This window comes from Amphritea atlantica, from assembly GCF_900111095.1.
In the GTDB taxonomy this organism is placed as follows: domain Bacteria; phylum Pseudomonadota; class Gammaproteobacteria; order Pseudomonadales; family Balneatricaceae; genus Amphritea; species Amphritea atlantica.
Map to the genome: position 1 here is coordinate 89,268 of NZ_FOGB01000013.1, position 26,726 is coordinate 115,993.

The 26,726-nt window shown below is 51.7% G+C and carries 25 protein-coding genes; 4 read left to right on the forward strand and 21 right to left on the reverse strand.

The annotated features are described in order from the left end of the window. Window positions 1-11: 11 nt before the first annotated feature. The 4 genes from BMY09_RS17540 to BMY09_RS17555 are packed head-to-tail and all read right to left on the reverse strand — an operon-like array spanning window position 12 to window position 3,916. Entirely contained in the window at window positions 12-887 is an 876-nt protein-coding gene (locus BMY09_RS17540; RefSeq protein ID WP_091360822.1) for a Tim44 domain-containing protein, read from the reverse strand. A gap of 45 nt (window positions 888-932) precedes the next feature. Further along, on the reverse strand, window positions 933-1,832 hold the full coding sequence (locus BMY09_RS17545; protein WP_091360824.1) for a DMT family transporter: 900 nt from the start codon (window positions 1,830-1,832) through the stop codon (window positions 933-935). Continuing rightward, the gene (locus tag BMY09_RS17550; protein ID WP_091360826.1) at window positions 1,832-3,520 is read right to left on the reverse strand and encodes a potassium channel family protein; all 1,689 of its coding nucleotides are present in this window, start codon (window positions 3,518-3,520) and stop codon (window positions 1,832-1,834) included. Before BMY09_RS17550 ends, BMY09_RS17545 begins: the two co-directional genes overlap by 1 nt. Window positions 3,521-3,532: 12 nt before the next feature. Further along, entirely contained in the window at window positions 3,533-3,916 is a 384-nt protein-coding gene (locus tag BMY09_RS17555; RefSeq protein ID WP_091360863.1) for a DUF6394 family protein, read from the reverse strand. A 348-nt stretch (window positions 3,917-4,264) separates the two neighbouring features. Here BMY09_RS17555 and BMY09_RS17560 point away from each other — a divergent pair, with 348 nt between their 5' ends. Beyond that, window positions 4,265-7,108, forward strand: a complete 2,844-nt coding sequence (locus BMY09_RS17560) for an insulinase family protein (RefSeq protein WP_091360827.1) — start codon at window positions 4,265-4,267, stop codon at window positions 7,106-7,108. Here BMY09_RS17560 and BMY09_RS17565 read toward each other — a convergent pair. Both BMY09_RS17565 and sbcB read right to left on the reverse strand, forming a co-directional pair. After that, window positions 7,087-7,581: a hypothetical protein gene (locus BMY09_RS17565; RefSeq protein WP_091360829.1), complete on the reverse strand. Its 495-nt coding sequence runs from the start codon at window positions 7,579-7,581 to the stop codon at window positions 7,087-7,089. The two genes, BMY09_RS17560 and BMY09_RS17565, sit on opposite strands and share 22 nt — an antisense overlap. Further along, window positions 7,581-9,041, reverse strand: coding sequence for an exodeoxyribonuclease I (gene sbcB, locus BMY09_RS17570; RefSeq protein ID WP_091360831.1), 1,461 nt, complete (start codon window positions 9,039-9,041; stop codon window positions 7,581-7,583). Before sbcB ends, BMY09_RS17565 begins: the two co-directional genes overlap by 1 nt. 133 nt (window positions 9,042-9,174) lie before the next feature. Here sbcB and BMY09_RS17575 point away from each other — a divergent pair, with 133 nt between their 5' ends. Together BMY09_RS17575 and BMY09_RS17580 are read left to right on the forward strand one after the other, a co-directional pair. Then, window positions 9,175-9,606, forward strand: coding sequence for a YchJ family protein (locus BMY09_RS17575; RefSeq protein WP_091360833.1), 432 nt, complete (start codon window positions 9,175-9,177; stop codon window positions 9,604-9,606). A 184-nt stretch (window positions 9,607-9,790) separates the two neighbouring features. Next, window positions 9,791-12,460, forward strand: a complete 2,670-nt coding sequence (locus tag BMY09_RS17580; protein ID WP_091360835.1) for a DUF349 domain-containing protein — start codon at window positions 9,791-9,793, stop codon at window positions 12,458-12,460. A gap of 93 nt (window positions 12,461-12,553) precedes the next feature. Here BMY09_RS17580 and phbB read toward each other — a convergent pair whose 3' ends face one another. The 14 genes from phbB to BMY09_RS17650 form a co-directional block, all read right to left on the reverse strand. Next, a complete protein-coding gene (phbB, locus tag BMY09_RS17585) occupies window positions 12,554-13,303 on the reverse strand; it encodes an acetoacetyl-CoA reductase (RefSeq protein ID WP_091360837.1) in 750 nt (249 codons plus the stop codon). Window positions 13,304-13,500: 197 nt separating this feature from the next. Further along, window positions 13,501-14,850: an MATE family efflux transporter gene (locus BMY09_RS17590; protein WP_217647467.1), complete on the reverse strand. Its 1,350-nt coding sequence runs from the start codon at window positions 14,848-14,850 to the stop codon at window positions 13,501-13,503. Between the two features lie 126 nt (window positions 14,851-14,976). Beyond that, window positions 14,977-15,168: a 2-hydroxymuconate tautomerase gene (locus BMY09_RS17595; protein WP_091360839.1), complete on the reverse strand. Its 192-nt coding sequence runs from the start codon at window positions 15,166-15,168 to the stop codon at window positions 14,977-14,979. A 39-nt stretch (window positions 15,169-15,207) separates the two neighbouring features. After that, window positions 15,208-15,789, reverse strand: coding sequence for an antibiotic biosynthesis monooxygenase (locus tag BMY09_RS17600; protein ID WP_091360841.1), 582 nt, complete (start codon window positions 15,787-15,789; stop codon window positions 15,208-15,210). A gap of 115 nt (window positions 15,790-15,904) precedes the next feature. After that, window positions 15,905-16,711 (reverse strand): 2-oxo-3-hexenedioate decarboxylase, encoded by an 807-nt coding sequence (gene dmpH / locus BMY09_RS17605; RefSeq protein WP_091360843.1) that lies wholly within the window; start codon window positions 16,709-16,711, stop codon window positions 15,905-15,907. Further along, on the reverse strand, window positions 16,711-17,754 hold the full coding sequence (gene dmpG, locus BMY09_RS17610; RefSeq protein WP_091360867.1) for a 4-hydroxy-2-oxovalerate aldolase: 1,044 nt from the start codon (window positions 17,752-17,754) through the stop codon (window positions 16,711-16,713). The genes dmpH and dmpG overlap by 1 nt, the downstream gene beginning before the upstream one ends. Before the next feature lie 15 nt (window positions 17,755-17,769). Beyond that, window positions 17,770-18,681: an acetaldehyde dehydrogenase (acetylating) gene (locus BMY09_RS17615; RefSeq protein WP_091360845.1), complete on the reverse strand. Its 912-nt coding sequence runs from the start codon at window positions 18,679-18,681 to the stop codon at window positions 17,770-17,772. 49 nt (window positions 18,682-18,730) lie between these two features. Continuing rightward, window positions 18,731-19,516, reverse strand: coding sequence for a 2-oxopent-4-enoate hydratase (dmpE, locus tag BMY09_RS17620; protein WP_091360869.1), 786 nt, complete (start codon window positions 19,514-19,516; stop codon window positions 18,731-18,733). Between the two features lie 36 nt (window positions 19,517-19,552). After that, complete coding sequence (locus BMY09_RS17625; RefSeq protein ID WP_091360847.1) at window positions 19,553-21,013, reverse strand: 2-hydroxymuconic semialdehyde dehydrogenase; 1,461 nt, start codon at window positions 21,011-21,013, stop codon at window positions 19,553-19,555. A 168-nt stretch (window positions 21,014-21,181) separates the two neighbouring features. Then, window positions 21,182-22,105: a catechol 2,3-dioxygenase gene (locus BMY09_RS17630; RefSeq protein WP_091360849.1), complete on the reverse strand. Its 924-nt coding sequence runs from the start codon at window positions 22,103-22,105 to the stop codon at window positions 21,182-21,184. A 72-nt stretch (window positions 22,106-22,177) separates the two neighbouring features. Further along, window positions 22,178-22,522: a 2Fe-2S iron-sulfur cluster-binding protein gene (locus BMY09_RS17635; RefSeq protein WP_091360850.1), complete on the reverse strand. Its 345-nt coding sequence runs from the start codon at window positions 22,520-22,522 to the stop codon at window positions 22,178-22,180. Between the two features lie 215 nt (window positions 22,523-22,737). Beyond that, entirely contained in the window at window positions 22,738-23,520 is a 783-nt protein-coding gene (locus BMY09_RS17640) for a DODA-type extradiol aromatic ring-opening family dioxygenase (protein ID WP_091360852.1), read from the reverse strand. Window positions 23,521-23,529: 9 nt separating this feature from the next. Next, the gene (locus tag BMY09_RS17645) at window positions 23,530-24,483 is read right to left on the reverse strand and encodes a glutathione S-transferase family protein (protein WP_091360854.1); all 954 of its coding nucleotides are present in this window, start codon (window positions 24,481-24,483) and stop codon (window positions 23,530-23,532) included. A 65-nt stretch (window positions 24,484-24,548) separates the two neighbouring features. After that, window positions 24,549-24,959, reverse strand: a complete 411-nt coding sequence (locus tag BMY09_RS17650; RefSeq protein WP_091360855.1) for a DoxX family protein — start codon at window positions 24,957-24,959, stop codon at window positions 24,549-24,551. A 140-nt stretch (window positions 24,960-25,099) separates the two neighbouring features. On the opposite strand from BMY09_RS17650, the gene BMY09_RS17655 reads away from it, so the two are divergent. Beyond that, window positions 25,100-25,996 (forward strand): LysR family transcriptional regulator, encoded by an 897-nt coding sequence (locus BMY09_RS17655; RefSeq protein ID WP_091360857.1) that lies wholly within the window; start codon window positions 25,100-25,102, stop codon window positions 25,994-25,996. Between the two features lie 60 nt (window positions 25,997-26,056). On the opposite strand, the gene BMY09_RS17660 is transcribed toward BMY09_RS17655, so the two are convergent. Continuing rightward, window positions 26,057-26,726: FAD-binding oxidoreductase (locus tag BMY09_RS17660; RefSeq protein ID WP_245756622.1), on the reverse strand; the 670-nt coding region annotated here is incomplete at its 5' end.

Here is a 26,726-nt window from a genome sequence, read left to right on the forward strand (position 1 = left end):
ATCAGACTGAATCAGGGCTGCTGAATGCCAACAATAATCCAGTTAGCCTCAGTCCCATTCATATCCCGTTGCAGGTGCCAGATCTCACTGAACTCTGTGGTCTGATCACTATCCTCTTTCAGCCAGCCGTAAAAGTTGATTGATGCGATCACATGATCACCGTTATCGATAAAGTTTGCCAGTTCGGCCATGACGGAAACCACTTCGGTTGTCTGATCAGCCGGTTGCTTTAGCCGCTCCTGTTTCAGAACATCGAGAACTTCTGCAGAAGTATAGGTGGCAATATCATCCCAGTCACTGTTATCCCAGGCGTTCTGCAGATGACTGAAATGCCCTTTGGCCCCTTCCAGAAAGGCCTGTTCGTTAAACCACTGTGGCAGTTCTAACGCATCTGCTGCGAAATTAAACCCGGACCCGGTCGCCGGAGAAATATCCTGATAGGCGGCTGTTGCTGATGGCTCCCGCTGCTGGGGTTGAGCCATCGCATCTGCGGGGCGCTGATGACCTGCATACTGGGTTTGTGAACCTCCTTTCAGCGCCGAAAAGATCTTCACTGCGGCAAAGATCAATAATCCGATCAGCAGGATATCCATAAACTGAATGCCATCAAAAGCACCACCGAAGAACAGTGCGCCGAGCAAACCACCCGCCAGAAGACCGCCCATCAGACCACCAAAGCCGCTGCGACGTGGCTGACCTGCTGCATTGGTTGTACTGCCCGTTGGCGCAGCTTTCTGCTGAGTCGGAGCCGCAGGCTGAACTCTCTTCGGCGTTGAATAGGATTTACCAAAACTGAAACCACCACCAAAACGTTTTGCTTCGGCATCGGGTACTAGCAGACCAAAACCGATAATCAGTGCAAATAATGAGACCAACAGGGTACGCATAGAAACTCCTAGAACTGTATTTCAGCCATTCAGCGGTACAGATGATTATGCTGATGACTTTTTATCGTTATGGTTGCGACCGGCAAGGATCGCCAGATAGATGCCGCTGAATATTAGCCCCATCCCTATAAAATGGAAAGGTTCCACCGCCTCATTGAGGAAGATAACCGAAAGAATCAGGCCAAACAGCGGCATCAGGTGGATAAACAGTCCGGCCTTAGCCGGCCCCAGCTCCGCCACCCCCCGGTTCCAGAAGATGTAGGAAAGAATCGACGGACAGATCGCCATATAGACGATCGCTGACAGGGTCTGCGGACTCCATTGTGGACGCGCTCCGGCGAGATATTCCCACAGCATAAAAGGAAACAACACCACGACGCCCACCACCACGGTAAAACCGAAAAAGGTAAAACCATCCAGCTCAACCGGTTTCAGTCGCAACATCACCGAGTAAGCGGACCAGCTCAGCACCGCGGCTAAAATCCACAGATCACCGCGGTTAAACGACAGGGTCATCAGAATCTCCGGATCCCCCTTGGCCACCAGCATCAATACCCCGGTCAGCGAGATAATGACCCCCAGCCACTGCCGGCGAACCACGGTTTCCCCAAGAAACAGCGAGGTAAACACCAGAATGATAATAGGCACCGCCGACTGCATCAGCGTCGCATTGGTCGCCTGGGTAGTCTGTACGCCAAGATAGATAAAGGAGTTAAAGCAGACCACGCTGAGTACCGATAACAGGATTAATATGGGCAGATGTTGCCGGATCAGGAGCCATTTGCGCAGTATGCGTGGCAGCACAAAGGGCAGGATGATCAGCAACGCCAGCCCCCAGCGCATAAATGACATGGTCAGAGGGGGAAAATCAGCATGAATGCCCCGGGCAGTAACAAAGTTACCCGCCCAGAACAGGACTGTCAGGGTCAATAGAAAATAGGGCATCAGATTCGCTTCAACAATTTGGCCAGCAGGTTATGACTCGGTTCTTCGCCGGTCTGAAGATAGTAAAGAATATTGTAATTATTGATACTCCAGCTCATCTGATTGCTGGCTTCCGCCAGACCACAAAAGAGTATCTCATCCCCCTCTTCCAGCTCAGTCAACTCACCCGGTAACAGTTTAAGATCGCCATTGCGGCGAAACATCAGCGGAAAACAGGGCAACTGATCCTTACGATGGCGCGGATCTTTCATCAGGTTGCTCAGCTTAACGCCAACCCCCTCAGCCGAGAGTGTGGTAATTGCCGGGGTTGTCTCCGGACTCACGGTAATAGACCAGCTATCCAGCTCTCTGTCAGAGGCGATACTACTCATCCGGTTAAGCAGGGTATGTGACCAGACATCATCCTGCAACTGCATCTGTTCGATAAAAACCGGCAGTAACGGCGTTTTCAGTTTCGCCAGAATCCGGTTGGCGATGATCTTGCCGGGCTCCATAATGAAGTCAGCCTTGGAGTTCTTATACACCAGCATATTGGTACTGAGATTCTGACGAACCACCGTCACCAGCTTTGGATTTAACTCTTTTGCGGTCATAATAATCGACAGATTATCGGCATCGTTATCGGTGCCTGCAACAATACCTACCGCGTCCTGAATACCCGCCAGCTCCAGGGTCTGCGCTTCTGTGCCCAGCCCGACCACGGTGTTATTAAAACTCTTCAGCTGTAAGGGATCATCATCCAGCAGGATAAGCTCCACATCATGTTTGGCAAACTCCCGCGTCAACGCCTTACCGAAACGACCCAGGCCGCAAATGATCCAGCGGCCACTGGTTTTCTTGTAAGCACTGGACAGTGGCCGATGATAGGGATTAACCAGCCAGTCATAGACCAGATGGGTATAGGGAGCATGGGCAGCCAGAGAGAGGTACTCAGCATAGTCCCTGAACGGATCGACAATATAGTCGGTGCCAAAAGAGGCCAGATTACGGGCATTCACTTCAGACTCTGTGCGGCTCACCACCAGCCGGCCCGGTGCCAGCAGTTTGCTGGCGATTGAGATAGACAGATTAACGTTATCATCATTGGTCAGCGCCAAAACCCCGATACAGCTGGAATGTTGCAACCCCGCATCATCCAGCACCTCAGGCAGAGAAGCATCGGCACACAGCCCGGGGACACGCAGTACTAGCCCGTCAACTTCCAGTTCATCGATGCGTTCCTGTTCGATATCGATCACCACCGAACGGATACCCCGATTACAGAGTTTTTTGATAATGGCACTGCCGGTGATGCCATAACCACAGATCAGATAAAATGGTTCATTAAAGTTTCTGACCTCTTTGGCGAAGGCCCGGCGGCGGAGCATACGGCCAAACATCGGTTCCTGAAACAGCGCCAGTAGTGAACCGATACTGTACAACCACGCAATCACCGTGCCGTAGATCGACACCAGAGTCCAGGCCCGCTGAGCCGAGGTAAAGGCATAGGGGATCTCGCCAAAACCGATGGTCGAGCCCATAAAACTGACGAAGTAGATGGCATGGAAAAAATCCATATGCCAGACGTTGCCCTGATCATCCTGACCGGGAATCATGACAAATCCCAGAGTTGCCAGCGAGTAGATAGAGATCAGGGTGATCAGGGGATGTCGCAGGCGGCGCAACATCACATAGAAGATATCGTTCATAACGAAGCGCTCTTAACGGCGCACAACGATTGTCTCGACCATCAGCAGAATCACCGACACAATATTCGCCAGCAACGCACCTCCGGACATCGAGATCACACTGCTGAACATCTCTGTGGTGACACCGACATCTGACAGCTGGGCGCCATAACCCCAGATCAGCGCAGCAATCACCAGCTGCAGGTCTGCCACCAGGCTGGTTGCCATCATCAGTGCACCCAGATGTGTGCGGTCACCGAACTTAAGCACCGTGCAGATCATACTCACGACGATGGCAGCAAAAAACTCATAGACATTATGGTGTGCAGGATCATCTATCTCGCCGATGAAAAAGCCAAAGTTCATGGTTAAGGCCAGCACAATAAAGAAAGCGTAAATCACCTTTTCGCGATTCATAGAATCCATCCCACCCAAAAAGTTATAACAACAAAAGTTTGCTGCAACTGATTGTAAAGCATACGAGAATAATAAAGAAACAATCGAACCTACGGTAAAACTTCTGGTCCAATATCCCAGATTGCCTGATCACCCAGAATAACGCTATAGCAGTAAGGCTTAAACTGATGTCCAACGACCAACATAACCATCACAATAATCCGCTGATCATGACAACTGGGCGAGTCCTGCGGCGTTTCCCGCAGGCTGATAAACAGGCAAGGCAATGTTAATCGCTGTAAAGTCCCCCTGAAGACAATCCTTTTTGAATGAATTAATCTGAGTTCCATCATCCTGAGGTTTGAGTGAATGCACCCTATGCTGACTAAGAAGACGTTCTGTTACACACTGTTTCTGCTGCTGTTTTTCACCACAAAAGCGGTGTCAGCCGCGGTTATAAAAAGCCCCACCGATGATCGCGACTATCTTGCATTTACACTCCCCAATCAGATGAAGGTGCTGGTTATCTCAGACCCCACTACCGATAAGGCCGCCGCGTCGGTGGATGTCAATGTCGGCTCCAATGCCAACCCGGAAAACCGTCTTGGTCTGGCCCATTTCCTCGAGCACATGCTGTTTCTGGGCACGAAAAAGTACCCAGAAGCGGATAGTTACCAGCAATACATCAGCAATAATGGCGGCAACCATAACGCCTTTACTGCGTTCGAAAACACCAACTATTTTTTCGATATTCAAGCAGACAAACTGGCGCCGGCACTGGACCGTTTCTCGCGTTTTTTTATCGAACCGCTGTTTACTGAAAAGTATGTTGACCGGGAACGCCATGCCGTCAATTCAGAGTATCAGTCGAAGCTGAGAGATGATGGCCGCCGGGGTTTCTCTGCCGGTAAACATGTGCTGAATCCCGCACACAGTATGAGTCGTTTTGCCGTGGGCAGTCTCGAAACCCTGTCTAATGATGACGGTAAGTTAAGAGATGACCTGATTGCGTTTTATCAGCGCTACTACTCAGCCAACCTGATGTCTCTGGTCGTCCTGGGCAAAGAACCGGTGGCACAGCTGAAACGTCTGGTTGAAGAGAAGTTTTCTGCGGTAGAAAACCGTCAGGCCAAACCCTTTATTTCACCGGTGCCGCTGTACCGCGATCTGCCGGAACAACAAAACATCAAAACCCTGCAAGACCTTCAGCAGCTGACCCTCACCTTTCCGATTCAGGCAACCCGGGACTACTATCGCGAAAAACCTGCCCAGTATATCGCATCGATGCTGGGCTATGAGGGCAAGGGCAGCCTGCTCGCTACCCTGAAGAACAAAGGCTGGGCAAACGGACTCGGCGCTTACCGTGGTAACGATCTGCCCGACCAGTCCTCGATTGAGCTGTCGATATCGCTCACCGATGAGGGGCTCAAACACTCTGATCAGGTAATCGAAACCACTTTCGCGGCCATTCGCCTGCTGCAACAAAAAGGGGTTTCTGAAGCGCTGTACCAGGAGGAGCAGAAGATCAGTCGTATCGGTTTCCGCTTCAAAGAGAAATCAGAACCGATTCATGAGGTAGCCCGGCTCTCCCATAACCTGCAACTTTATCCGGCCGATTCTGTTATCAGCGCCGATTATCTGATGGAGCGCTTCGAACCGGAGCTGATCAACAATATTCTTGAGCAGATGACTCCCGACAACCTGCTGGTTACCCTGCAGGCCAAAACAGTGGAAACCGATCAGAAAGACCCCTGGTTCCAGGCCGGGTATAGTGTTAAGCCGATCAGTCAAGAACGGTTGCAAAAGTGGGCCCATCCGGCGACAGATCCCACATTACAGGTACGTCAGCTTAACCCCTTTATCGCTGACCAGTTTGACATAAAACCGGTGGCACATCCGCAACAAAAGCCGGAACTTATTCTGCAACAGGGTGGATACTCTCTCTGGCATAAGCAGGATCAGATCTTCAGACTGCCCAAAGCGGACTTCTTTTTCTCGGTTATCTCAGACCAGGCCAACCGTACTGCGGAGAACGCAGTGATGACAGCCCTCTACACCAAACTGGTCAGTGATCAGCTGAATGAAACTCTCTACGATGCCTCGCTGGCCGGACTGGATACCCGCATCTACCCTCATATGCGAGGCCTGAGCGTAAGAATCTCTGGCTATGATGATAAACAGCAACAGCTGCTAACCCAGGTAGTCAACGCACTACAACAGGCACAATTCACCCAGAGTCGCTTCGCCAGAATCAAAGAGAACTACGCTCAGGAGCTGGAAAACAGCCGCCGGGATAAGCCGTTTAATCAAACGATCGGGGAGGTTTATAACCTGTTATTACAGAGCTGGAACGCAGATAAAAAACTCGCCGCATTAAAGTCGGTCACCCTTGAACAGCTACAGTCCTTCATACCTCAGCTACTAAACAGAGTCGAAGTTCGCATGCTGGCCCATGGCAACCTGACCCGGACTGAAGCGCTGGCAATGGCGCAAACGGTCGAGACAGCCCTGCCCGCTGCACAGATAAATGCCAACAGTCATACTCTGCCGGTTATTATGCTGCCCAAGGATTCCGAATTGACTCAGACCCTGCCGTTGGAGCATAACGACTCAGCAATCAGTGTCTATTTTCAGGGTGATAACAGTGAAACCAAAACCCGCGCTGAGTATATTCTGCTGAGCGAGATTCTCTCGACGCCGTTTTACAGCAGTCTGCGCACCGAGCAACAACTGGGTTATGTGGTCTTCGCAACCGCACTGCCGATGCGTAAAGCCCCAGGATTAGCATTTGTGATTCAGTCTCCTAACACTAATCCAGTTGGGTTGGAAACCCAGATCAACACATTCATCGAGCACATGACAGGCACCCTGAAAGCGATGAATAAACAGCAGCTGGACAGTTTTAAGAGCAGCGTTATCTCCCGGATTAACCAGAAAGAGAATCGCATGGGTGAACTGAGCGAACGCTACTGGCAGGAGATCGACCGTGGCGATACCAACTTTGACAGCCGGGAAAAGCTGGTCACCGCCGTCAGAGAATTATCGCTCGATGATCTGCTCAGATGTTATACCCAGTTGCCCGAACGCCGTCTGACCGTCCGTTCCTTCGGTGAGCAACATCGTGATCAGGTGGATAAAAAAGCGCTGCAGCAGAACTGCGAACCGGAGATTGCGCGTTTAAAAGTTGAGGGTCAGTTTGTGCCGGAAGCCTGAATCTGACGGTCGATCACCCTGTGTGAGCGGGGCTTGTTCTCTTTCGGAGCTTCAATCTCGATCCCCTCACACTGATCCAGGGTATCATCCAGGGTACACTGGATCTCCAGCTGATCACGGGCAATCTGCTCAAAAATGCGGTCCTCCCCTTTCAGGGGGGGCGCCTTCTTCTCCGCACTGACAACCCGCTCAACAGGCGCAGGATCGCTATAAGGCACAACGGTGGGCGGCGGCAGCTGCCGCTCTGGAATCACATAGGGCTCAATCTCAGGCATCGGCTCACTGTCAACAAAGCCACGGCGTTTATTATCGTAAATAGTCTCCGGGTCGACGGGTGAATCGATATGTCCTGCCGGTTTAACCACCGCATAGGGGATCGGGTTGACCAGATCCTCTTTTCTGTCCGCCAGCACTGCACCACTGATCGCCAGGGCCATCAGTCCAGCAGTCACTGTGCAAACAGAATCTCTCATCAATACACCTCATCCATTGGATAGATCGCCTCAGCGTAGAGCGCCAGTTCCTCAAGAATCCCCTTCTGAGATGGGTTCAGGTCTGGCTGCTGATACAGTTCGTTTAGTTTACTGAACAGCTCGGTCATGGTGAGATGACCGTTATTATCCGGCCCCAACAGGCGACGTCGGCGAAACTCTTCCCAGCGTCCCCGCTCCTCCTCACTCAGAGTAAACGGATAGTTCCGGGCCCGATAACGCAGAAACATCTCCTCCAGACGGCTATCCTGGAACGCCAGCTCAAGGCTTCCAAGCTGCTGCGGATCAGTGGTTCTGATCAGCTCCATACTCCTCTTATCGGCATCTCCGAAAAATCCGCCACTATAGAGCATATGATCAGGATCAAGGTCATCCTCAAAACCGGACTCTGAAAACACCTCTGCAAGTTTCTGTTTCAGATCAGGACTGTTGCGCAACATCGCCAGATGAGCGCGGCAGCTCTCTCCCGATATATTGAGACGTTCCGCCTCCACGGCTGTCAGCATCCCGGCGGGGGCGATCACCGGCGCCTTATTGGTGTGAATCTGCTTCACAGGGATGCGTTGCTCGCCCTCTGCCAGATCCTCAGCGCGGGTATAAAGCAACCGACGAACCTCACTGGCCGGAAGCTCAAGCAGTGGCGCCGGATCACAGCGCAGATCAAATGCCAGTACCGCATTCTTATTCACCGGATGGATCGCCAGGGGAGCAACGATAGCGGCATTCCCCCACTCTGCCGGATACATCGACGAGATATGCAGTACCGGTTTCATGGTCATCACATCCAGCATTCCCTGAATGGTGCGTTTATCCCGGTTATTCACCGCATACTGATACAGTTTTGGCTGACGTTCTCTGACCAGGCGAGCCATCGCGATAGTGGCATATACATCCGCTAAAGCATCGTGGGCATTACCATGATCGATACCATTGGCTTTAGTCAGATCCTCCAGACGCATACTGAGGCGACCATCTTCATATTTAGGCCACTCAATACCCTCTGGCCGCAGCGCCCGGGTGAGTCGCAACATATCGATAATATCCCAGCGGGAACAGCCATTCTGGTACTCCCGGCCGTAGGGATCAAAGAAGTTACGATACAGGCTATAACGGGTTATCTCATCATCAAAACGGATACTGTTATAACCCACGCCGCAGGTGCCCGGCCGGGCTAGCTGCTCATGCACCAGCGCCATAAACTCGGCTTCGCAATAACCATCATGCAGCGCTTTCTGCGGCGTGATACCGGTAATCAGACAGGCTTCCGGGTGGGGCAAAAGATCCTCTGCGGGTTTGCAATAGAACATTACCGGTTCGTCGATAATATTCAGCTCATCATCGGTGCGGATACCGGCAAACTGCAGCGGGCGGTCGCGCTTAGGGTCTGCACCGGAGGTTTCATAGTCATGCCAGAAAAAAGTTGTGTTTGAGGATGCCGCCATTCTATTCGCCTTAAAATCATCGGCCGTAAAACCAATGATATCTGTATGGTTATGCTTTTGATCAATATGCTTAATTTTACAGCTCCCTATAATAGCCTATTCATATCTGAATTCTATCTAAGCCGGGGCCCTTATGCTTCATGACCACAAAGATACCACGCTAGCCTGCCCTTGTGGCTCAAATAAGCCATTTTCGTTTTGCTGCGAACCAGCGATCGAGGGCCACAAACCCGCCCCGACTGCAGAAGCACTGATGCGTTCACGCTACACCGCTTTTGTCCTGGGCGCCGTTGATTACCTGATTAAAACGACGCTGCAGGCGCACCGCCAGCCAGATGATGCCGCACTGATCGCAGAACAGATAAAAGCTACCACCTGGACCGGGCTGAAAATTATCAGCACCGAAGCAGGTCAGGCAGACGATCAAAAGGGGGTGGTTGAGTTTATTGCGCATTTTGAAACGGCAGAACAGATAGCCGACCTGCACGAAAGATCAAACTTCGAGAAACACGACAACCACTGGTATTACGTAGACGGAAAGGTTGAGATTCTACCCAAGGAATAAATAAATTATCCCCTCATAAGCCACTGTAAAGCCCGGCAGACAAGCCAATCGCCTCAATTGTCTGCCCAGGGAGACACTTTTCTTTTCTGTCAAGGCTTTTCCTGCACGGCTAAGAGCCGTTAGAATATGAGCACCTGGCCACAGGCACCGTTGTATATATAGTGGCCCTTGCAGGATCGATGTAATGTTTGCGAAGTTTTTCAAACCCCGATGGAAACATAATAAAGCCGCTGTCCGCATCCGGGCAGTTCACCGGCTGAGCCCAGGCAAGACTGAGCACAGAGAAGTACTCGCACGGCTTGCCCGTCAGGATCAGAGTATCGAAGTCCGGCTGGCTGCGGTTGAAAAAATTGCGGCTCCTGAGCTTCTGTCAGATATTCTGACCCATGATATCAATCCGGATATCCGCAGAAGTGCCGCTAAGCGGATCTGCGAAGTGATTCTGGATCCGTCCTACACCCACAGTCAACAAAGCGAATGTCTGAACTATCTCCACGATGAGAATATGCTCGCCCATATTGCCCTGAACAGTGACAGATCCGATATTCAGCTACAAGCTATCCAGCGTGTCAGCGATCAGCACTGCCTCAGCTCACTGGCGATCAACGGAAGCAGCACCCAGCTTCGTCAGGCCGCCGCCGAAAAACTTCACTCGCCAGAACTATTGGAACAAACCCTTAAAGCGATTAAGGGGCGTGATAAATCAGTTTTCAGAATTATCCGCAACAAACAGCAACAGCTACAGGAAACCGCCCGCCACCAGGAGCAGATTCTGCTGCGTAAAGAGGAGTTGCTCTGTAGTCTTGAACAGTTGAGCCGAACGGATCATTTTCCATTATACGGCGCCAAACTCGAAGCCCTCTGCCAACAGTGGAATAGCCTGGATGAGGTTACAGATGCAGATATTGAAAAGCGCTATTCAGGGCTTGTAGAACTGTGTCAGAAAACCCTGTCTGCAGAGCAGGCCCGATGCCATCAGATTGAAGAAAAGCAGCAACAGGCTGAAGCGGAGGCGCAACAGAACCGGGCTCTGTTACAGAAACTTGAAGACACCCTGCATCGCTGTACCACTCTGATCTGCGGTGAACACTTCTGCAAAGCGGATCTCGACGCGGAACAAGCCTGCTGGAATCAGGCCTGCGAACAGCTGCAAAGCGATGCTGAAAACGCAATAACATCGACTTTCAGACAGTTATCAGAACGCTTTGAACGTTATCAGCACACCGGCCGTCAGTGGCTGGAGCTATGTGGTGAGATTTCAGGATTGTTAGATAGCGGATTATCCGGTGACGCCGATCGCGCCGGACTCCAACAGCATCTGCATCAGCTTGACCGGCTGAATGAACAGCTGAACTGGCCAGAAGAGATTAAGCGCCCAGCCCTGCTACAAACAGTAGAACAACAACGCAGCAATATCCTTGAACAACTGAGCCAGCTGAAACTTGAACAGCAACACTGCAGTCAGGATCTCGCAGAACTGCTCGACGCTCTGGAACAGCAGATAGAAGCAGGTCAGGTTAAACACGCCTGCCAGCTGGAACAACAGGCTGAAGCTCAGTTAAGCGGGATGAATGGCACCACCCCCAAGCATCTTCTGCAACGCCATAAGGGCCTGCTAGCACGCCTGGCGGAATTGAAAAACTGGCAGGGGTTTGCCGTCTCGGCTAAGAAGGAACAGCTTTGCGAAGCGATGGAAGCGCTGATTGACAGTGCTATTGAGCCTCCCCTGCTGGCAAAGCAGATCCATACACTTCAGGGACAGTGGAAACAACTCGACAGCGATGATCCACTTCACTCCCATAAGACCTGGCAGCGTTTTAAAACAGCAGCGGATCAGGCATATGCGCCTTGTGAACAGTACTTCCGACAACAGAAACAACAGCGTACGGATAACCTCAGTAAACGTAAGCAACTGGTGACTGAGTTAAACGATTTCCTCGGGCAGATCGACTGGCAACAACCTGACTGGTCCCTGATCGAGCAGGTCAGCCGCACCGCGAAACGGGAGTGGAAAGCATATGCACCGGTGGACCGGACACCGGGGCGCCAGGTGCAAACCGAGTTCAATGCCCTGCTAAAACAGCTGGATAACAAGATTGCCGCCCACCGGGAACAGATCGCTGAAGAAAAACGATCCCTGCTGGAACAGGCGCAGCTACTGGTTACTGATGAAGATCCCCACGCTGCTGCCAGTCAGACCAGAGCACTGCAAAAACGCTGGAAAGAGGCGGGCAATACATTCCACAGTCTGGAACGCAAACTCTGGCCCGAATTCCGCAAAGCCTGTAATGAGGTGTTTGAAAACCTCAATCGAAGCAGACAGAGTGAGAAAAAACACACCCAGGCAGATGAACAACCAGCCACGTCACTCACAGAAAGCAGATCCTATCAGGCCCTGTTACAGCGCATAGAACTGTGTGATCAACTGGAAAACTTTATCGATGACGGCACACTGGATCAATTAGTGCTCGATGAAATTCAATCGGTCTGGGACCGGTGCGATCCGGCTGATGATTATTTCGAAACACTCATACAAGCCCGATACGAACTGCTTCTGGAACTGATCTCGGGCCGTATGGAGATGCAGGAACTACTGACTCTGACAGAGAAAGCCCTGCGGCAACTCTGTATCCGACTTGAGATTCTGCTGGAACTGGACTCTCCAGAGCAGGATCATACACTGCGAATGGAATACCAGATGGACCGACTGCAAAAAGCACTGGAGCAACGTCAGACCTCCGACAACAGCAACGACCTTAAACTGTTGGAGCTGGAGTGGCAGTGTCAGCCCTTTACCCTGCAACATGAAGCATTGCAGATCCGCTTCTATAGCAACCTTCAGCAAGCAGGTTAATTGGCGCACGACTAACCCCTGCAGGGTTATGAAACGCTTATTAAAGTAACAAAAAAACCCGCAGATGCGGGTTTTTTTAATGCTGAATACAGCTTACGACATGTGCTGACCACCATTAATGGAGAAGTCAGAACCGGTCACATAACCACAGTCATCACTGGCCAGGTAAGAAACCGCCTTGCCAATCTCGGCAGGCTCGCCAAGGCGACCCACGGGTACCTGACGGATAATCTTTTCCAGCACCTCTTCAGGAATCTTAGCAACCATCGGCGTCATAACGTAACCCGGTGAAACGGTGTTAACGGTAACCCCTTTCGCTGCAACTTCCTGCGCCAGAGCCTTGGTAAAGCCGTGAATACCCGCTTTCGCAGCAGAGTAGTTACACTGACCAAACTGACCTTTCTGAGCATTAACAGAAGAGATATTAATAACCCGTCCCCAGCCCTTATCCAGCATTGGATTGATCACCAGGCGGGTCATATGGAACATAGAATCAAGGTTGGCAGACAACACTTCGTTCCACTGCTCCCAACTCATCTTGCGGAAGGTACCATCACGGGTGATACCTGCATTGTTCACCAGAATATCAACACTGCCACCGGCCACTTCTTCAACCGTTTTAATACAGGCAGCACATGACTCTTCATCTGTTACATCGCCATAGGCTACCAGAATATCGTAGCCATCCGCTTTCTGTTCTTCCTGCCAGGCTTTTGCTTTTTCGTGATTACCACCGGAATTGTAGCCAGCAACGACCTTTACACCTGCGTCCGCCAATGCGCGACAGATAGCGGTACCGATACCACCGGTACCACCTGTTACCAGAGCAATTTTCTGTGTCATGCTCACGTCCCCTTTGCTTCTTGAGATTTGTTGTTTCGAGTTGTAGTTATAGTTTTTTATTTTTTGTATTTTTCCAGATCATATATCTATCAACGAACAGGCGTAATATGACTTTCGTTTAGTAGGTCAATTTAGCAGCCCTGTTTCGCTGCGAAAGAGTACTGCGTCTCTGTTACAACGTTAAGACAAGATACAACTTATTTAAGCGTTGTCAAAGGATTAAGACTGTTCAGATGGCGCTGCATCCACCTGAACGCCATTGCTGCAGTGCACATATTTGCAATAACAAACGCCACAAACATCCCCTCCAGCCCGGCAAGGTAATTCCCCAGATAACCGCAGGGTACATAGAGAATGAACAGACGAAAAACACTGATACGCATCGCTTTCATAGGTTGATGAACCGCATTAAAACTTGAAGCGGTGAGAAAAGTGACTGCCTGAAAACCAAATCCCAGAGGGACAATCAAAATCCATAAACTGATCAGATTAATCACCTCTGCCTGATCACTGAAAAGCGCACCGATTCCCCCGGCAAAAATAAATAAAATAATATAAATCAATGCTTGCCAGAGCAAAGCAAACCGGACAGCACTCAGGTATGCCGCCCGCACCCGCACTACTTGCCCACGGCCAAAATTCTGACTTATAAAAGGGGGCAGCGTCATAGAGAGCGCCAGGTTTGCCAGCAGCGAAAGCGATTCCAGCCGGTTTCCGACACCAAACGCAGCCACCGCTTCAGGCCCGTGGGTTGCCACAACCGCTGTCATAATCGCTGCTGTTATCGGTGTCATCATATTGGAAAGGGCCGCAGGAAAACCGATTTTCATCACCATCAGCCAATGCTGCATCGCAACAGACAAGGATTCGATTCTTAGCACCAGCAAGCCTTTGCGCAGATATAAATTTGCCAGCGCAGCAGCGGCAGCAATTCCCCAGGCAATCAGACTGGCAATAGCCGCCCCCTGAATGCCCAGAGCAGGGAGCGGCCCCCAGCCAAAGATCAGCAGCGGATCCAGAAGCAGATTCATCACTGAGGAAAACCCCATCAGCATCGCCGGCGTGCGGGTATCGCCACAAGCACGCAGAGAACTATTCGACACCATGATCAGAACGTAAAAAACCGAGCCAAAAAACCATACCGACATATAGCTGTGGATATAGGGCATCAAGGTATCCCCTGCTCCCAGAAGCCGAAAAAGTGGATCGATAAACAGGACGAAGAATGAAGCAATCAACACCATCAGCAGTGTCGTCAGTAACAGATTATCCGTGGTCAATTGACGTGCACCACTGGCATTGCCTGATCCGATTAGCCGGGCGATTGTGGCTGAGGTACCGACACTCAGACCAATAGAGAGACTGATCACCGTAAACGATACCGGAAAGGTGAAACCCAGCGCTGCCAGGGGTTCAGTCCCCAGCCGGCTGACAAAATAACTGTCCGCCACATTGAACAGCATCAGGCTGACGATGCCGAGCATCATCGGCAGTGTCATCTTAATCAGCGTTGGGCGGATTTCACCATTGAGAAGATCAGGCTTCACGATTTAACGGGGCTCATTTAGCTTGGGGAAAAGTAGAAGGCCCATGATAACACCGCGACAGCGGTTTATTGACCCGAAAAGCAAAGGGGGATAAAAAAGCCTCCGGCAGGAGGCTTAAAACACAACTTACTTACCCAGCGCCTTTGCGGACTGTCCGCCGATGCCAAAATGCTGCTTTGGCATTTCGTAAATTAATACCCGGACACTCTCTTTCGGCGCTTCCAGAGAACGGGCAATCGCTTCACTGACTTCGTTTATCATCCGCTCTTTCTGCTCGTCAGAGCGGCCTTCCATCATACTAATAGAGACTATTGGCATCACACCATCCTTATTTAAAAACAGTCCTTATGTTAACGCTTATTTAAATAACCACCCTTTCAACAGACGGGTCACTCTGGGCATCACCAGATAGGTCATCAGCAATACCTGAAGGGTTACAATTATTGCGGTTTTTAACCAGAGATCAACGCCACTGAGGTAGGGCCCCAGACTCAGGTTGATCGCCATAATCAGTACATAGACCACCGCAATCAAAACCAGCGCCATCTTATGCGGTGAAGGGTGTTTATTAACTGGCAACTCAGGAAGATCAAACCAGAACTCAAGACCGGTTCCCCGCTGCACCTCGGCCTCCCCCTCAATCAGAGGGGCAAGTTTATCAAGCCACTGCTTTCGCAGTTCTGAGGACTCCCATCTTTCACAGTTTTCATAACTGTCAAAGCGGTAGATCAGCACATAACGGTTCCCTGTTGACGCTGAAGGACGCAGCACATTACTGCCCTGATGCCCTGGATATTCTGAGGCGGCTTCAATGACCCCGGAGATCCAGGCTTCATAGTCAGCCTCGAAACCGGGTTTTACTTTTCGGGAGATACTCACAGTCACCGGCCCTTCCTGTCCCGGCTCCGTCAGTTGACTCTGAATGCAGCTATCCGCCATGATTTACCTCTAAAAAATAAAGCAGCCCATCATCAGGGCTGCTTCGGATCTTGCTGATTAAACGCTTTGTTTAAAGATCAGCCTGATCAATCATAAATGATCAGGCCCAGCGGTCTCAAACAAATTTACCGCTAATGGTCCCCAGATCCTGATAGCGAACGCTAAAGCTATCGCCTTTATTGACTTGCACCGCCGCAGTGATCGCGCCGATCATGATGAAGGTGCCCGCCGGAATCTCTTCGCCGCGCTCACCCAGCATATTCGCCAGCATCGCCACAGATGACGCCGGATGGCCCAGCACCGCTGCACCTGCACCGGTCTGCACCACTTCGCCATTGATCTCCATCACAACCCCCAGGGTTTTCAGATCAAGATCCGCCGGAGGAGCCATACGCCCACCGGTGATAAAGCGGCTGGAACTGGAGTTATCCGCAATAACACTCTTCAGATCGAACTTGAAATCCTTATAGCGGGAATCGATCACTTCAACGGCTGGCATGACAAAATCAGTAGCGCGCAGTACATCACCGATATGGATGCCGGGCCCTTTCAACGGGGCTTTGGTAACAAACGCCAGTTCCGCTTCGATCTTCGGATGGATCAGTTCATCATGTTTGATCTCGCCACCGTCCGGCACGGAGAAGTAGTCCGCGAGGAAGCCGTAGCAGGGATGTTCAACCCCCATCTGCGCCATCTTCGCCCAGGAGGTCAGGCCCATCTTCATACCAACAATCTTGTTGCCCCTCGCCTCTTTACGACGACGGATCTCCCACTGAATATCAAAAGCATCCTTATAGGTCATCTCCGGAAAATCATCGGTGATCTTGGTGACTTCGTATGCTTCCAGTTCGGCGTTTTCCAGGTGAATCGCCAGCTCTTCGATCTGTGCTTGTGTTAACTTATTTTCCTGAACGTCAGCCATCAGATTAACCCCTTCTCTTTTGCCTGCTTTTCTTTAAACATGGTCAGTGCCAGGTCTTCAATCATATCTTCCTGTCCACCAACGGTGCCGCGGCGCCCCAGCTCGACCAGAATGTCCCGGGCCTGAATGCCATACTTCGCTTCCGCCCGTTTCGCAAACAGCAGGAATGAGGAGTAAACACCCGCAAAGCCCAGTGTCAGCGCGTCACGATCGACACGGATCGGCTGGTCCATCATCGGTACGATCAGGTCTTCCGCAACATCCATGATCTTGTACAGATCGATACCGTGGTCCGCTTCCATCCGTACCAGTGTTGCTACCAGCACCTCCAGTGGGGTATTACCGGCACCGGCACCTAACCCAGCCACCGAGCCATCGATACGCCCGGCACCGGCATCGATAGCGGCCAGGGAGTTGGCGACCGCCATCCCCATGTTGTGGTGGCCGTGGAAACCCACCTCAATAGAGGCGTCCAGTTCAGCCCGCAGCAGACCGATCTTCTCGGTTACTTCATCCGGCAGCATGTAACCGGCAGAGTCGGTGCAGTAGATGCAGTTAGCGCCATAAGAGACCATCAGCCGCGCCTGTTCGAGAATTTTCTCTGGGCTGGCCATGTGCGCCATCATCAGGAAACCGACGGTGTCCATCTCCAGTTTGGCGGCCAGACCGATGTGCTGTTCAGTCACATCGGCTTCGGTACAGTGGCTGGCAACACGGATAGTGTTCACACCCAGATCTTTCGCCATGCGCAGGTGATCGACCGTGCCAATCCCGGGCAACAACAGGGCAGAGACTTTGGCGTTTTTCAGTTTCGGAATCACCGCGCCGAGATATTCTTCGTCGCTGTGCGCCGGAAAACCGTAGTTCACCGAGGTACCGCCCAGACCATCACCATGGGTGACTTCGATCAGCGGCATACCCGCTTCATCCAGTGCCGTGGCCACATTCACCATCTGTTCCAGCGAGATCTGGTGACGTTTGGCGTGCATCCCATCCCGCAGACTCATGTCGTGGAGGACTACTTTTTTACCTTTCAGATTCATTGTTTTCTCCTCCATTTAGCCGCGTGCTGGCAGGGTAATGTTGCCGTTAGCGGCTTCTTCCGCAAACATCTCAGCGGTGCGCAACCCCGCGGCGGTCATGATGTCCAGGTTGCCAGCATACTTCGGCAGATAATCACCCAGACCTTCCACTTCCATAAACATGGAGACGCGGTTGCCATCAAATACCGGACCGTTGACCAGGTGATAACCGGGTACATATTTCTGTACCTCTTTCACCATGGCGTGAACGGAGGCGGTAATGGCCGCCTGATCCGGCTCGCCTTCGGTGAGACAGTGCACGGTGTCGCGCATCATCAGCGGTGGCTCAGCGGGGTTGATAATGATGATCGCTTTACCTTTTTTCGCGCCGCCGACCTTTTCCACGGCACCGGCGGTAGTACGGGTAAACTCATCGATATTTTTGCGGGTACCAGGGCCAGCAGACTTAGAGGAGACGGTGGCGATAATTTCACCGTACTCAACCGGCTGCACGCTGGACACAGCGGCGACCATCGGGATCGTTGCCTGGCCACCACAGGTGACCATGTTGACGTTCATCTCCAGATTTTGTGCGTGCGCTCGCAGGTTGACGGGTGGCACACAGAAGGGGCCAATCGCTGCCGGTGTCAGGTCGATCATGATGACGCCCAGTTCGTTCAGCTTGCGGCTGTTCTCGGCATGAACATAGGCCGAGGTAGCATCGAAGGCGACACGGATATCATCTTCGATGACGTGCGGCAGCACCCCATCAACGCCTTCAGCGGTGGTTTTAATACCCATCTCCCGGGCGCGCTTCAGGCCATCGGATTCCGGGTCGATCCCCACCATCCACACCGGTTCGATCCACTCAGACCGTTTCATCTTCATCAGCAAGTCGGTACCGATATTACCCGGCCCGATAATCACTGCTTTTAATTTCTTACTCATAAAATTTCACCCTAAGCTTCTGAATAAGGAAGCCAAATATTGCTAGTGGTTATACAAAACGGACAGAAGCCGAACCGATACCACCGATACTAACGCTCATATAATCCCCGGCTTGCACTGGCTCCAGCGGCACCAGTGAACCAGATAAAATCACTTCTCCAGCTTTAAGCGGGATGCCAAACTCACCCAGCTTATTCGCCAGCCAGACGACACAGTTCACCGGACTGCCCAGCGCCGCAGCACCGGCACCGGTTGAGATCACCGAACCATTTTTCTCCACCACCATACCGCAGGTGGACAGATCCACTTTGCGGGGATCGACCGCTTTATCGCCCAGGACAAACAGTCCGCAGGAGGCATTATCCGCCACGGTATCCTGAATTTTGATCTGCCAGTTGTCGATGCGGGAATCCACCACCTCAAAGCAGGGGATCACACAGTCGGTTGCCGCCAGAACATCGGCTGCTGTAATACCTGGTCCCAACAGATCTTTCTTCAGGATGAAGGCGATCTCACCCTCCGCTTTCGGCTGAATCAGTTGCTGGGAGATAGGCATCTCCTGGCCCTGACTGAAGGCCATCTTATCCGTCAGATAACCAAAGTCAGGCTGATCGACTTTAAGCATGTTCTGCACCGCTTTTGATGTCAGGCCGATCTTCTTACCAATAATCCGTTCACCCGCATCAAGCCGGCGCTGCAACAACTGCAAGGAGATATGGTAGGAATCTTCGATGGTGATATCCTCGAATCGTGAGGTCAGCGGCTTCACCTGCTGTCGCTGACACAGGGCCTGGTAGAGTTCATCGCCCAGTAGTTTTATCTGTTCTGTATTCATCATCGTCTCAATATCTAGTTGTCAGTGAATCAGCCATTACAGCTTGATGCAGACGTTTTTCAGCTCGGTATAAAACTCCAGACCGTGTACCCCGCCTTCACGGCCGATACCGGACTCTTTCGCGCCACCGAAGGCGGTCCGCAGATCCCGCAAGAACCAGCTGTTAACCCAGCAGATCCCCACTTCCATCGCTTCCGCGACGCGGGACGCCCGGGCAGAGTTTTCCGTCCAGATCGCTGCCGAAAGACCATATTTGGTATCGTTGGCCAGTTCGATCACTTCCTCTTCGGTATCAAACGGACGGATGTGACAGCAGGGCCCAAAGACCTCTTCACGCACAACACGGGCATCATCAGGCAGGCCGGTCCAGATGGTTGGCTCAACCCAGGCTCCGGCATTCAGTGCATCACCCATCTCGGGGACACCTCCACCAGTGACCACAGTCGCACCCTCTTCCACCGCCAGGCGGTAGTAGGACAATACTTTCTCTTTGTGTTCCTGACTCACTAGCGGACCAAAATCCACCTCGGGGTCTTCCGGCACACCCAGTTTGAGTTTTTCGACCCCCTCTTTCAGACGCTGCACAAACTCGTCGAAAATAGGACGTTCAACATAAACCCGTTCAGTACCCAGGCAGACCTGGCCACAGTTAACAAACGCCGAACGCATGGTGCCTTCGATCGCTTTGTCCATATCGCAGTCGGCAAACACGATACCGGGGTTCTTACCGCCGCACTCCAGAGAGATATTACGCAAGCCAACAGAGGCTGCGCGCATAATGATCTCGCCGGTGCGGGTTTCACCGGTAAAGGTGATCGCATTCACACCGGGATGCTCAGTCAGGTAAGCTCCGGCTGAATCCGGGCCAAAACCATGGACGACGTTATAGACACCTTTAGGAACGCCACACTCGTTCATCACTTCACCAAGCAATGTTGCCGTGGCGGGGGTTTCTTCTGAAGGTTTGACTACCACGGTGTTACCGCAGGCCAGCGCCGGGCCCACTTTCCAGGTCATCAGCAGCAGTGGCAGGTTCCAGGGGCTGATCACGGCGATCACCCCTTTGGGGGTACGGTGGCCATAGTTCAGTGCACCGCGGCCATCCGGTGTATCCAGTTTAAAGGCTTCCGTCGGATGGTTCGCCAGGGTTTCAGAGAACGCTTTAAAGTTGGCTGCGCCACGGGGAATATCGATATGAGAGGCGATCTTGTGGGGCTTACCGGTGTCTTTACACTCGGCATCGAGAAACTCATCGAAGCGTTCATTGATTCGGTTGGCGACCTTATCCAGCAGAGCAATTCGCTGCGCCTGAGTCATCTTCCCCCAGGGCCCCTGCATCGCGGCTTTAGCCGCCTTTACGGCTGCATCCACTTCAGGCTGCCCCGCTTCATGAACCAGCCCCAGCAGACTGTTGTCGACCGGGTTGCGGTTTTCAAAGGTTTTACCGCTGGCCGTGGTGACAAATTCACCGTTAATAAAGTTTTTAAATTCGTGCATGTCGGTACTCGCTAACCTCAGGGGAAAATCTGTCTGACGCTCGCAGTCTCAGGGAACAACAGACAATAGAACTATATCCGACGGGGTTATAACCCCCGTCACAATGGCCGCACTGCCAGATTGAAACAACAGTGCAGCCTTATAATTATCAGGTTATCCAGTCAGGGCTCAGGTCAGAACAGTCAGGAAACGCTCGTTGAGCACCCGGTCATGGTAGAAAATCGCCTTGCCAAGATCTTCCGCTTTCCAGGTGACTGGCTCATGATCCGGATAGTGATAATCACCACCACAGAATACCTCTGAACGGTTACCGGATGGGTCAAAGAAGTAGATCGTCTTACCATGGGTCAGGCCGTGGCGGGTTGGACCGATATCCAGAGAAACATCTTCCATTGAGATAAGGTCGGCGGCGCGCAGCACATCTTCCCAGGTATCCAGGAAGAACGAGGCATGGTGCAACTTACCCGGCTCAGGACACTCGATAAAGGCAACATCATGGGCTTTCATACTGGCGGTCAGGAATCCGGCGATGCGGGTACCTTCGGGATCCAGCACCTGCTCTGCCAGCTCAAAGCCCAGCACTTTCTGGAACAGATCAAGAGTACCGGCGATGTTTGGCCCATACAGCAGACAGTGGTCAAAACGGGTCGCCTTCATGCCCGTCAGGCCACGGGGCCATGCTTCGGGGTTTACTTTAGACAGGCCCCATTTACCGGTCTGTTCCTTCTCGGCAAACAGTTCAAACATATGGCCAGTAGGTGAATCAAAACGGATACGACGACCACAGCCATTGAGTTCACCGGCAGGGATCTCTTCGACGTTGCAGCCATATTCAACCAGTTCGCCATGCAGTTTTTCCAACGTCTGGTTGTCCAGCACTTTGTAACCCACAAAATCCATACCCGGCTCATCGGCTTGCCGCAGGACAACGGAGAATTTGTCCACCTCGGTCCAGCCTTTGAGGTAGGCACGTCCCTGGCTATCGCGTTCAACTTCGATCAGGCCCATCAGGTCCCGGTAGTGTTTCAGAGCTTCTTCAACATCCAAAACCCGGATCTGAATATGACCGGGGCGCATTACACCTTTTCTCATCTCGATTTCCTCTGCACTTTGCTTTTATTGTTCAGCTGAGTGTTCAACTGATTGCTCAACTGCTTTCAGTATTTAGCAGGCCGCCTTCCTGGCGTCCCTGTTTGTATAATATGATTCCCGTGGCTGATAGTGATCCGCTTCAATCTCAAGATCTGTTCGCGGAAAAACCCGACAGGCCAGAACAAAGCCCTGCTGTTGTTCAGCGTCAGAGATATGCGCTTTACTCATCCGTTTGCACTCATACTCCCCTTGAAGAATACGGATCTTACAAACGCCACAACCACCACCACGACATCCCACGTTAATCACATTTGCACACATCCGCTCCATCGCAATCAGCAACACCTGATCTGATGCACATTTAAAGCTTTGATCCCGGTTAACAACCCTGATCAAATGGGTGTTCTGATCCGGCATACGAATCTCCTCTGGCGCTTGTTATAGTTATTACGCCTTAATAGATGAGCAACCACTGTGCCAGCATCGAAGCTGAACAGAAAAACATGGTACAACCCTCTGTTTTAAAAAGAGTTATTAATCAGGATAGATTATGAGATAAAAAAAAGCCCTGCTGAGTCGCAAGGCCTGTTGATCATATGGTTAATAATTTCAGTATTGAGTTAATTATTTAATCAGCTCCACCCATAAGACTCCATCGATAACGCGCGGTATAGCACCGGGCTGTCTAATACGGAGAGCTGATCGGACTCACGACTGGCGCCCATCGCTATCAACAGCGGCAGATAGTGCTCAGCACTCGGGTGAGCCTGGGCAAAATCATCTGATTCCAGGTGGGGCTGACTCAGGGCTGAAATATTGCGCTCAATGACCTGCGCTCTGGCCCAGGACTGAAACCGCACCACATAGTCCAGTGGTGAACCCTGCTCATCACCCATATGATAGAGATTATGAGTCAGACTTCCGGAAGCGATGATCGCAACCCCCTCACTACGAAGACTCTTTAATGCCCCGCCCAACGCTACCAGAGACTCTGGTGTCGAACCCGCATCAATCGACAACTGCAGTACCGGAATTTTATGCTCCGGCAGCATATGCAGCAACGGAACCCAGGTGCCATGATCTAAGCCACGTTGTTGATTCAGTGAAACCGCTACTCCCTGGTCCTGCAAGACGGTCTGAATATGACCCGCAAGACCGGGGTCTCCGGCAACCGGATATTGCAGTTGATACAGCGCCTCGTCAAAGCCACCAAAATCATGGATGGTTTCCGGTTGAGGAGATGCAGTCAGCTGCATCCCTCGGGTAATCCAGTGGGGTGATATCACCAGTAGCGCCTTCACCTGAGTAAAGTAAACACTGTACTCCTGCAACCGGGCCGCCGCGGCACCTGGCGACAGCGCCCAGCGGGGTGAACCGTGACCGATAAACATAACCGGTGCAGATACTTCCGACATAACAATCTCCTAATTCAGATAATCAAACCAGTCTAACTCTGGCCCCTGAGGTACTATTCCCATCGGATTCAATTCCTTGATGGAGTAATAACCGGCTTTTATATGATCGATATTAGTATTCTGACTAAACGCCGGAATCTTTAACAACCGCGCCATATACGCAGAAATATTTGCATAGTCAGAGATTCGCGCCTTATTGGTTTTGAATAATCCATAATAGGCCACATCAAAACGAGCCAGAGTAACAAACAAACGGATATCACTCTCGGTAAGCTGATCAGCAACCGCATACACACTGTGTCCAAAATGCTTTTCCAACCAGGCTAAGGTTGTAAACACATCGTTGTAAGCTTCTTCGTACGCCTCCTGAGAGGAGGCAAAGCCGGCACGATAGACCCCGTTATTTAAGGTATCGTAGATCCGCTCATTAAAGCGATCTATCTCATGCAGCAGTAATTCAGGTGCCAGATCAATCTCAGCGTTATGTACAGGCCGCAGATCATGGTTAAAAATCCTGATGATGTCCGCAGACTCATTATTGATTATCGTGTGACCTTCTGTGTCCCATAAAACAGGTACTGTTGCACGTCCGGTATAGTCAGGATCGGCCTCGGTGTACAGCTGATAAATATAGCTTATCGATTCCTGCTTTGCCGGTGTACTCCCGGGATATCCGTGAAACTGCCAGCCGCTATCACTTAGTTGCGGATCAACAATGCTGACAGGTATATACTTTTCCAGCCCCAGCAAAGACCGGGCGATCAGTGTGCGGGTTGCCCAGGGGCAGATATATGCCACATAGAGTTTCACCCCCAGCGTTTCAACAGCGCCATACTTTACCGCGGCAATACGATCTGCAGCGATCGTTTTTCTAAAGGCACTGCTTTGACGGAGAAAGCGCCCCTGCTCATCTTTTTTCTGTACCGGATCCCATTTACTTTGCCACACGCCATTAACTAACATAATTCCACTCCTTGAGCTCGGCCAACAGGAACGCCGACAGCCGACCGCCAGCGTCCCCATACAATTCAGGCTGCGGCGGACTTTGCCACCTGAGACTTAAGGGCATAGCGTCCATCGCCCAGCAAAAACTGCACAACAGATGCCGCGATCAGAAACACCGGATACTCCCAGCCTCCACCTTTATTACCAAAGCCCCAGCCATTGGCTCCATGAACCAGGATGACGGCGCCCAGCAGCACAGGGATCAGGGCTGCCGCTACGTAGCGAGCATAAACGCCTAAAATCAGTGCAGTACCGCCAGCGATTTCCAACGCCATAGTGACAGGCCCGAAGAAGCCTGGCAGTCCAAGTGAACTAAAAAAGCCTGCCGTGCCTTCCGGTGTAAACACCAGCAGTTTTAACAAGCCATGTGCCAGATACATGCTACCCAGAGCGAGGCGCAGCAGCGTTGCCGCATAAGCAGGAGAAGTATTCATTGAGTTATCCTCATCAATTGATTCGTAGTTGATGGATACATTTTGACTCAATCAATAAAACAAACAATAATCCATTTAATATACATATTGTTTAATATAATTTAACAATTAGTTAATACTTCCGATAAGGCTTTCCGAGAATGGATAAACTGAACCTGATGTCTACCTTTGTGACCGTTACAGAGGCTGGCAGCTTTACCGCCGCAGCAAACCGTTTAGGCAAAACCAAAGCCCTCGTCAGCACGCATATATCACAGCTGGAAGCGCTACTGAAAGTCAGACTGATTATTCGCTCGACACGCAGCATGCAGGTCACCAGCGAAGGTTACAGTTACTATGAACAGGCCAAAAAAATACTGGATGATATTGTCAATCTCGAAGCTCAGCTCCTTAACGAAAGCCAAAGTCTGGTTGGACGATTACGTATCTCGGCACCAACGACCTTTGGCGAGCTGGTGTTAATGCCGTTTATCGCAGAACTGACATCCGCCAACCCTGACCTGAAAATCGAACTGCAACTGAATGATCGCTTTGTAGACCTGATCAGCGAAGGCTTTGATGTTGCCCTGAGAATTGGCAAGCTGGCGGACTCATCGCTGATTGCAAAGCCTGCAGGTTTCACCCGGATGATCCTTTGCGCATCGCCTGAGTTTATAGCGCACTATGGTCGGCCTGACACAATAGAACAACTGGCAGACCTGCCCTGTGTATTTGATAGCAACTATCGACAAGCGGGAAGCTGGGGCTTTTTGCAAGACAAACAGAAAGTTGAAATAAAACCGAGGATTATTGCCCGGGTGAACAGCGCTCTGGCGGCGGCGAATATGGCTTTCACCGGCAGAGTGATCGCTTTTTGCCCGGAGTTTGCCATTCATTCCATGCTAGAAAAGGGGGAGCTCGTCAGCCTCCTGCCCCAAGTGTGTAATACCCAGATACCGGTTAATGTAATCTATCCCCACCGTCAACACCTGTCGAGCAGAGTAACAACCTTTACGCAGCAATTTATTGCCTACTGGAACAGGCAAACCGCAGCATAGCGCTGCGGTTTTGTCTGTCTCAAAGCTATCGGTATGTATAGCGGTGAAAGATCAGAACAATCAGATCCGTTTAAATAGCGCCGAGCGGCTCTGCTCTTCAGCACCATCAGCAGCGGTGACAAAGCGCTCCATATGGATATCCCGCTCAAACAACCGTCCCTGCATCAGGGTGGTTATCGCCGCATCGATCATCGGTGGCGGACCGCAGAGATACGCTTTATTGCCATCAAACCGACCATTGAACTGCGCCTGGGCCGCTTCATGGACAAAACCGGTAAAGCCCTGCCAGTCATCCTCCGGCTCCGGCGCATTCAGCGCGGGCACATAGGTGAAGTTGGCAAACTCTCTGTCGAGGTTTTCAAACAGCGACCGGTTATACAACTCAGAGAGATTGCGCGCGCCCTGCAACAGGGTGATCGGGCGGCTGTCGCCCTCTTCCAGCAGATCCAGAATCATCGATTGCGGGCTGGATAGCCCCGAACCACCGGCGATAAAGATCGCGCCCTGCTGATCCGATTTACGCACAAAAAACTGACCATAGGGACCACTCACATCCAGGGTATCCCCCACCTCCAGCTGCTGATGCAGGTAGGTGGTGCCCGCCCCGCCCGGCACCAGACGGACATGCAGTTCCAGTGTGGTGGCATCGGAGGGTTTGTTGGCGATAGAGAACGCCCGGCTACCCTCAACGCCCGGCAGCTTCAGATTAATATACTGACCGGCCTGAAAC